Below are 8373 nucleotides of genomic sequence, written 5' to 3'. Positions count from 1 at the left end.
ACGACGCTCTTCCGATCTTTAGAACAAGCGATTATAGACTATCAAAATGCCCTAAAAGTATTCACTCGCGAAACTTACCCAAAAAAATGGGCATTACTCCAGTACGACATGGGAGTAGTGTACACTAAACGTAGCATTGGAGATAAAGCCGAAAACTTAGAACGAGCGATCGCATATTATCAAAATGCCCTGCAAATATTTACTCATGATGATTTCCCAGAACTATGGGAAGTTATCCAACAAAATCTAGAGTCAGCTTATAGCGATTTCCAGTCCATTAATCGGTCTTGATAAAAGCAATATAGTGTGTGCCTATAGAGATATCGGTAGGGCGAAGCATTCAGACAGATAAATCTTGCGTTTGAGTTATGAATTTTAGCCTGAATGCTAATGCTTACTGCACACTACGCGAACACCCCTACAGAATACTAAATTCGCTTAGATTCCTAGTCCCTAGCTTTAATTTCTGCAAGGTTTGCCGCTGGGAGTGGCGTCGGGATAAAAAGTGACGATCGCATCTCTACTCTTGACAAAAACGGCACTGTATGATTTGCCCGTATCCATATCTTGCACTGGCAAAATACAAGCGCCTTGTGCATTTCCCTGCGCTTTAAATGCTTTGGTTGCATCTAATAGGAGTTCTTTCGCATCGGTGACCAAAGGGTAGCCTTTCAGGGAGTCTCTCCAAGTTCGATCGCCTTTTTTAATTACCACTCCCAAAGTATAAACAACTCCAGGAATTACTTCTTCTTTTTGTAAGTTGTTGGGTAAACGTCCCCCAATTCCTTCATTTTGCAATTGAAGATATCTAGCGAAATAATGCAGTCCGCCAATTTTTGTTGGAGTTTCTAATTCGCCGCAGAAAATATGTTCAAATCCTTCTCGCCTCGCCCAAATAGCCGTTAGGTCATCCAAAAATTCTGCTTCTGTATTCCGCACGGGTAGCAGTTGACCGCCGACAGCTTGTTTGATTTCGCGCAGGACATCTGGGTAATTTGACATCAATTGTTTGAAATCGCTGGCTTTGAGTTTGGTGCCAATTGCGCCGCAGGTTTTTAGTACATCTCGATCGAATCCACTTAGTTGAGGTGCTGGTGGTGTGATGTCTACTTTCTTTCCGCGTGGAAAACCAAGCTGTTCTGGGTTATTAACTGTATCAAAAAATAATTTTAATTCTGATGATGAAGTTGCTTGGGCAATGGTGGTGGGAGAAGGTAATGAAGTTGCTAAGCTATTGGGGGTAGGCAAACAGCTAAAAATCGCTACAGCAGCAATTACTGGCCATAGTAGCGCCTTTGTGACAATGGCAGCGAATCTAATCCAAAAATCTCGTTTCATATGGTTGTAGGAAAATCTATCGAAATTAGGCTGCTAATTTAGAGCCATGACAGTTACTTTTTTCTGGCTGACCCTGCTGGCTTCCGGAAATTTATTGTGCGATCGCATCCGTACCTGCACGCAGTTGTGATATAATACACAATTGAAATCCTCGTGAATTGAGATAAATTTACCTATTTCGGGGAAAATTGAGAAAAGAAGCGTTAGTGAAATTGTCAGCCAAAAATGAATAAAAAGACATTTGGCTTTATATTCGTTATCCTACTGGCGGGATTTATCATTGCTGGCGACAGCTTGACATTTCTGCCCCCACAGGTACGCAGTGCTAGTGTGCAAAGTCGAAACTTTGTAGTTGGGTTGATTCCCAAATGGATCAGACCTAAAAATCGCGATGCTGGTAGAGAACAAGAGATCCAGAAACTGGAAAAAGGACAGGATACCAACCAACAATAGAATCATGGGTAAATTTTAAATTTTAGATTTCAGATTTCAAATTTCAATAAATCTGGAATCTGAAATCTGAAATTGGTCATTACCAACTAGCAACTACCGAGACTATGCCTTTTTCAGCCAGCTGAACATCGCTCGCAAATCCTTGCCTACTTCCTCGATTGGGTGTTCGGCTTCTTGACGGCGCATAGCAGTAAATCCGGGCTTACCTGCTTGATTTTCTAACACGAATTCGCGGGCAAATTGACCGGTTTGAATTTCTTGAAGAATCTTACGCATTTCGGCGCGGGTTTGGTCGTTGACAATGCGAGGGCCACGGGTTAAATCGCCGTATTCCGCTGTGTTGGAGATGCTGTCGCGCATTTTGGCTAAGCCGCCTTCCACAATCAAGTCAACAATCAGTTTGACTTCGTGGAGACATTCAAAATAAGCTAATTCAGGCTGATAGCCAGCAGCCACTAAGGTTTCAAAACCACCTTTGATTAAGGCACTCAAACCGCCGCAGAGTACAACTTGTTCGCCAAATAAATCGGTTTCGGTTTCTTCGCGGAAAGTAGTTTCCAGGATTCCGGCGCGAGTACCGCCGATACCTTTAGCGTAAGCCATTGCGCGATCGCGTGCTTGTCCGGTCGCATCTTGATAAACTGCAAATAAACAGGGAACGCCTTCTCCCTGTTCGTAAGTGCGCCGCACTAAATGTCCTGGCCCTTTAGGTGCTACCATCACCACATCTACATTTGCGGGCGGGACAACTTGACCGAAGTGGATATTGAAGCCGTGGGCAAAAGACAGTACCTTACCTTCGGTCAAATGCGGTTCGATTTCGTTTTTATAGATTGTTTTTTGCACTTCATCGGGCAACAGGATCATAATCCAGTCTGCTGCTTTGGCGGCATCAGCTACACTGTGGACAGCTAAGCCGGCTGCTTCGGCTTTAGCAGTAGATTTACTGCCGGGATAAAGCCCGACAATAACGTTTATACCGCTATCTTTGAGGTTGAGGGCGTGAGCGTGGCCTTGCGAACCGTAGCCGATGATGGCAACGGTTTTATTGGCTAATAAGTCTAAATTGGCATCAGCGTCGTAGTACATTCGGGCCATAGGGGCAACTCCTTCGGTGCAAGCGTAGTCGTTCTCTGCAAACTTTTAATCATACCAAAATATGGTGGTGTCCGATCGGCTATGTGGGATACGATTTTGGCAAGAGGAAGCAGGGAGTGTGAGAGCGAACTAGATGGGATGCGATCGCTCTTTCTCAAACACAAGGTTTGGGCGATAATTGTATGCAGACTTTAAACCTAAACGGCTGGCGCACTTTTATTAAAAATATTTCTTATCAATATATAGTTAGTAGTAAAGCTCAAATCAGCCTGCAACTGATTGAATAAATAAAGCACTTATGATGGATCGAGATCTGGAAAGACCTAACCCCGATTACGAGCGGATAGAATCACATTTGTTGAGGCGTACTCGCCAATTGGAGATTCTCTGCCGCGCTATTCATCAGCTAAACTTAGCGCTCGAAATACCAGTTGTTATGGGAAGTTTAGTTGCTTCAGCAATGGAATTAGTCGAAGCAGGAGCGGGTACTTATGGCTTGATTAACCAAGGTGAAATGGTTTTTAACGAGTACCGCGAAAATGAAAAAATTCGACCTATAAATATAGTATTTTCGCGAGGAGTTGGTGTTCCGGGTAGGGTAATGGAAACAAGGGAACATTACATTTCTAACGCTCCCAATAACGATCCGCACGTCCTCCCCCAGATGTACCAAGAATTCGCATTTTATAACATTGTAAATATGCCAATTTTTAATCGTAGAGGTGAATTGATAGGTTGTTTGGAATTGCACAACAAAGCAGAGCGTCGTCCATTCGATAGTAATGACGTTACAGTACTGCAAGGTTTGGCTGCCAGTGCGGCAGTAGCGTTAGAAAATGCCCAGATATTAAAAGAACGCGAAGAGGCTCTGGAAGCGCTAAGAAAAAGTGAGGAACTATACAAAACATTAGCCAGAAATTTTCCAAACGGTACGGTTGCCTTGTTCGATCGCGACCTCACCTATACAATTGCCGAAGGTACGGAACTGGCTTCGATCGGTCTTTCCAAAAAATCCTTGGAAGGCAAGACACTTTGGGAAATATTCCCGCCTAAATTTTGCGAAATTGCCGAACCAATGTATCAAGCAGCACTAGATGGAAAAGAGACAGTCTCAGAAATATTTTTTGCCAATCGCATCTATCTCGTACATACGTTACCCGTAAAAAATGAGTCAGTCGAAGTTGTTTCTGGCATGGTGATGATGCAAAATATTACCGAGCGCAAGCAAGCTGAAAAAGAACGACAGCAGTTAATATCATTGCTAGAAAATAGTTCTGATTATATTGCCTTAGCTTCTCTGGATGGAAAAATAATATTCCTGAACGATGCGGGTCAAAGACTGGTGGGTATAAATAATATAGAAGAAGCTAAGAGAACAGTGGTATTCGATTTTTTGATGAAAGAAGATATCTGCGATTATATGGAGAGGGTGTTACCGGCAATTATTAAAAACGGACGTTGGGAAGGTGAATATAGGTTTAGAAATTTTCAAAATAATGAGCCAATAATAGTACAGAAAAATGCTTTCAGGATCGCGGATGCAAAAACAGGTAAACCAATAGCGATCGCCACAATTAGCCGAGACATCACAGAGCGGAAACGAGCCGAACAGGAAATTATCAAACTCAATGAAGAATTAGAGAAGCGGGTAATTGAAAGAACCGCACAACTGGAAGCGGCGAATAAAGAACTCGAAGCTTTTTCTTACTCAGTTTCTCATGATTTGCGTGCGCCATTGCGAAGTATTGATGGCTTCAGTCAGGCATTACTAGAACGATATGCGGATAAGTTGGATGAGAAAGGCAAACATTACCTGCAACGGGTGCGTGCGGGTAGCCAGCGGATGGCGGAACTGATCGACGATTTGCTAACTTTGTCTAGGGTGACCCGCAGCGAAATGCACCGCACGCAAGTCGATCTGAGCGCTCTAGCCAAAAGCATTTGCCAAGAACTTCAAGAGACACAGCCGCAGCGTCAAGTGGAATGGCAGATTGCAGAAGGACTTGTTGCCCAGGCAGATGCGCGGCTATTGCGAGTCGTTATGGAAAATTTGCTTAACAATGCCTGGAAATTTACCTCCAAGGGTATACGATCGCACATAGAGTTCGGATGCGAAATACAACCGGATGGCCAAATGGCCTACTTTGTGCGCGATAGCGGTGCTGGTTTCGATATGGCTTACGCCGACAAACTCTTCGGTGCTTTTCAACGTCTTCACAACACAGCTGAGTTTCCCGGCACAGGCATTGGGCTGGCAACAACACAGCGCATCGTTCACCGACACGGCGGTCGAGTGTGGGCAATAGCCGCAGTCGATCGAGGTGCAACTTTCTACTTTACGCTTTAGCCAAAACTAGGGGCTAAAAAAGTCAAAAGTCAAAAGTCAAAATTTCCCTTTCCCCTAACCCCTAGCCCGACGCCCTCTTGCCTCAGTCAAAAGTCAACTATTACCAATTATCAATTGAGAGAAGGATGTGAATCACAAAAAAATCTTATTAGTAGAAGATAATCCAGATGATGAAGAGTTAACTTTGCTAGCTTTCGAGGAGAGCAACCTTTTGGGGGAGGTGATGGTAGTACGGGATGGGGCAGAAGCACTGGATTATCTACTTGGTATGGGTGCATACGCAAACCGCGATGTCAGCTTCAAACCAGCGGTAGTGCTGCTGGATTTGAAGCTACCTAAAATGGATGGTCTGGAAGTGTTACGCCGACTGCGTACCGACGAGCGCACAAAATTCATTCCTGTAGTTATTCTTACAACATCGATCGAACAGGAGGATATCATAAAAAGTTATGACTTAGGTTGTAATAGCTACATTCGCAAACCAGTAGATTATCTTCAATTTATTGAAGCTGTAAGGCATATGGGGTTATACTGGCTATTTTTAAACAAAGCACTGTCAACGTAATGGCTAATTTTTCGCTGCGTGTTTTGGTAATAGAGGACTCAGAAGACGATGCTGAGTTACTGGTGTACGAGCTGGAGAAGGGCGGTTATGCCGTTATATACGAACGGGTGGATACGCCTACCGCTATGAGTGCAGCGCTAGAGCAACAGGAGTGGGATGTCGCGATCGCTGACTACTCCCTACCCCGTTTTAGCGCTCCCGCTGCGTTGAATTTATTGAAAGAAAAAGGGCTGGACTTGCCTTTTATTATCGTTTCGGGCACTATTGGCGAAGATGTGGCAGTAGCTGCCATGAAAGCAGGAGCCCACGACTATTTGACGAAAGGCAAGCTAGCGCGACTGGTGCCTGCGATCGAGCGCGAATTGCGCGAAGCCCAAGAGCGGCGCATCAGACGCAAAACAGAACAAGCTTTGCGAGAAAACGAAGAACGGTTTCGTTCCCTAATTGAAAATGGTTTAGACATTATTACAGTCGTCGGTAGCGATGGAAAAATACGGTACGAAAGTCCTTCTGTAGAAAGGGTTTTAGGCTACAAACCGGAGGAATTAATCGATAAAAGCATTTGGGATTACATTCATTGTGACGATATCAATAATGTCATCAATACCTTCACTAAAGTAATTCAAAATCCCAGCGTTGCTGCATCCACAGAGATGCGTTTTCAACATAAAAATACTGATTGGCGCATTCTGGAAGCAATCAGTAAAAACTTTATCGAACCTTCAGGAGTAACAAGTATTGTTGTCAATTGCCGCGATATTACAGAGCGAAAAAAGGCAGAAATTCTACTGCAAAAGCAGGCGGAATCAGAACGTTTGCTTGCAGCGATAACTCTCCGAATTCGACAATCCCTAAATCTAGATGAGATTCTGGCAACAACGGTAGAAGAAATCAGACAATTTTTGCAAGCAGATCGCGTCAGTATATATCGCTTTGACAATGAGCCAAATGGCACGCTCATTACAGCTTCAACTACTCCTGATTGGACGATAGAAGAGGCGCTCGACCTTCACAAAAACTGGTTTATAGAAGAGCGAACAGAACAAAATATTTTAGAGATCGAGGCGATTAACGATATTGAGCGAGCAAAATTGTCTCCCAAACATTTGGAATTGATGATTCAACTTCAAATAAGGGCAAAGGTTAGTGTACCTCTCCTGTGTGGTAAGGAAGAAAGCTCCGGGATGAGGAACGAATCACAGACAGAGAGCAATGCTTTTTTCCCCCCTTCCTCCTCTCCCCCCCTCCCCCCCTCTTCTTTATGGGGAGTAATGGTAGTGCATCAGTGTTCTAGTATACGGCAATGGCAGCAATTTGAAATTGATTTGTTAAAGCAACTGGCAACGCAAGTAGCGATCGCTATCCAACAAGCCCAACTATTCACAAAAGTTCAACAGCAAGCTGAGCGAGAGCAATTACTCAACCAGATCGGTCGGACACTAAACAGCAGCCTCGATCCACAACATATTTTACAGCAAATTGTCCAACTAACAGGACAATGTTTTGGTGTCGATCGGGTAATTTTGTATAGCCTAGAAGCCGAGCAAATTCAAGTACTGAATGAATGGCGAGCCAACGAGGAAATACCCTCCATGCTAGATTTCAAAGCGGCTCTATCAGATTGGCTAGACCTACTAGCTCCTGCTTCTAAATGTAACTGTGACAAAGCTTTCCATGCTCCCAATTACGCACGATTGCCCAGCAAGCAGACCCGACAAGTTCAAACAAAGCAATTGCAGACCCTTTCCGTGCTTAGTGTGCCCATTTTTATTCACGAGCAAATCTTCGGCGGCATTTCATTGCACACCACAATTTCTCCGCGAACCTTTACTCAAGACGAAATTCATATACTGGAGAGAATTGCAGACCAAGCCACAATTGCTCTTTACAATGCCTTAAACTACGAATGCCTGGAAGAATTAGTAAAACAGCGAACTCAAGAATTAGAGCAGGCAAAACTTGCAGCCGAAGCAGCAAGTCGTGCCAAGAGCGAATTTTTGGCTAACACCAGCCACGAATTGCGGACTCCGCTCAACTCGATTTTGGGATTATCTCAGATGTTGATCGAACAGTTTTACGGGCCTCTAAATCCCAAACAATTGGAGTACATGAATTGCATTCATAGTAGTGGCGAACATCTACTGTCTTTGATTAATGATATTCTCGACTTGGCGAAAGTGGAGGCAGGTAAAGAAGATTTAGACCTTTCCACCATAGTAGTTCCCGATTTATGCTATTCTTGCTTATCAATTGTAGGAGAGCGGGCATACAAAAAAGGGTTGAAACTGACAAGTAAAATTGACCCGCAACTGCATTTTTGTATTGCTGACGAACGCCGCTTGCGGCAAATGCTGCTGAATTTGCTCTCGAATGCAATTAAGTTTACTGCTGTAGGTGAAGTCTCCTTAACAGCTTGCAAGCAGCCTCACGGGATATCTTTTACGGTAGTTGATACGGGCATCGGTATTGCCCCAGAAAATATATCTTCTCTTTTTCAACCCTTCTGTCAATTGGATAGCAAACTCAACCGAAAATACGAAGGAACGGGGAGATCGGAAGAGCACACATCTGA

The 8373-nt window shown here is 43.9% G+C and carries 6 protein-coding genes and 1 pseudogene; 5 read left to right on the top strand and 2 right to left on the bottom strand.

Annotated features, from left to right (window positions below):
• Window positions 1–291: pseudogene (locus H6S82_RS10470) on the top strand (hypothetical protein); the annotation flags it as partial.
• A gap of 168 nt (window positions 292–459) precedes the next feature.
• Here H6S82_RS10470 and H6S82_RS10465 read toward each other — a convergent pair.
• Window positions 460–1338, bottom strand: coding sequence for an EndoU domain-containing protein (locus H6S82_RS10465; RefSeq protein ID WP_190474878.1), 879 nt, complete (start codon window positions 1336–1338; stop codon window positions 460–462).
• Between the two features lie 225 nt (window positions 1339–1563).
• Here H6S82_RS10465 and H6S82_RS10460 point away from each other — a divergent pair, with 225 nt between their 5' ends.
• On the top strand, window positions 1564–1791 hold the full coding sequence (locus tag H6S82_RS10460) for a hypothetical protein (RefSeq protein WP_190474876.1): 228 nt from the start codon (window positions 1564–1566) through the stop codon (window positions 1789–1791).
• Window positions 1792–1893: 102 nt separating this feature from the next.
• Here the strand turns inward: H6S82_RS10460 and ilvC are convergent, their stop codons facing one another.
• Window positions 1894–2889 carry a ketol-acid reductoisomerase gene (ilvC, locus tag H6S82_RS10455; RefSeq protein WP_190474874.1) on the bottom strand — a complete coding sequence of 332 codons (996 nt, stop codon included), beginning with the start codon at window positions 2887–2889 and terminating at the stop codon, window positions 1894–1896.
• Window positions 2890–3187: 298 nt separating this feature from the next.
• On the opposite strand from ilvC, the gene H6S82_RS10450 reads away from it, so the two are divergent.
• The 3 genes from H6S82_RS10450 to H6S82_RS10440 all read left to right on the top strand — a co-directional run.
• Entirely contained in the window at window positions 3188–5236 is a 2049-nt protein-coding gene (locus H6S82_RS10450) for a PAS domain-containing protein (protein WP_190474872.1), read from the top strand.
• 127 nt (window positions 5237–5363) lie between these two features.
• Window positions 5364–5801: a response regulator gene (locus tag H6S82_RS10445; protein WP_190474869.1), complete on the top strand. Its 438-nt coding sequence runs from the start codon at window positions 5364–5366 to the stop codon at window positions 5799–5801.
• Window positions 5801–8373 (top strand): GAF domain-containing protein (locus tag H6S82_RS10440; RefSeq protein WP_191056202.1); only part of this gene is annotated, 2573 nt, incomplete at its 3' end. The genes H6S82_RS10445 and H6S82_RS10440, both read left to right, overlap by 1 nt.

The sequence above is a fragment of the Planktothrix sp. FACHB-1355 genome, assembly GCF_014748295.1.
In the GTDB taxonomy this organism is placed as follows: domain Bacteria; phylum Cyanobacteriota; class Cyanobacteriia; order Cyanobacteriales; family Aerosakkonemataceae; genus Aerosakkonema; species Aerosakkonema funiforme_A.
The sequence above is the reverse complement of the archived record's forward strand: the minus strand, read 5'-3'. Positions and strand labels throughout refer to the sequence as shown.

Bases quoted from the DNA above. Each gene is read 5' to 3' on its own strand.
- ilvC (WP_190474874.1), bottom strand. From the start codon at position 2,889: ATGGCCCGAATGTACTACGACGCTGATGCCAATTTAGACTTATTAGCC.
- H6S82_RS10460 (WP_190474876.1), top strand. From the start codon at position 1,564: ATGAATAAAAAGACATTTGGCTTTATATTCGTTATCCTACTGGCGGGA.
- H6S82_RS10465 (WP_190474878.1), bottom strand. From the start codon at position 1,338: ATGAAACGAGATTTTTGGATTAGATTCGCTGCCATTGTCACAAAGGCG.
- H6S82_RS10450 (WP_190474872.1), top strand. From the start codon at position 3,188: ATGATGGATCGAGATCTGGAAAGACCTAACCCCGATTACGAGCGGATA.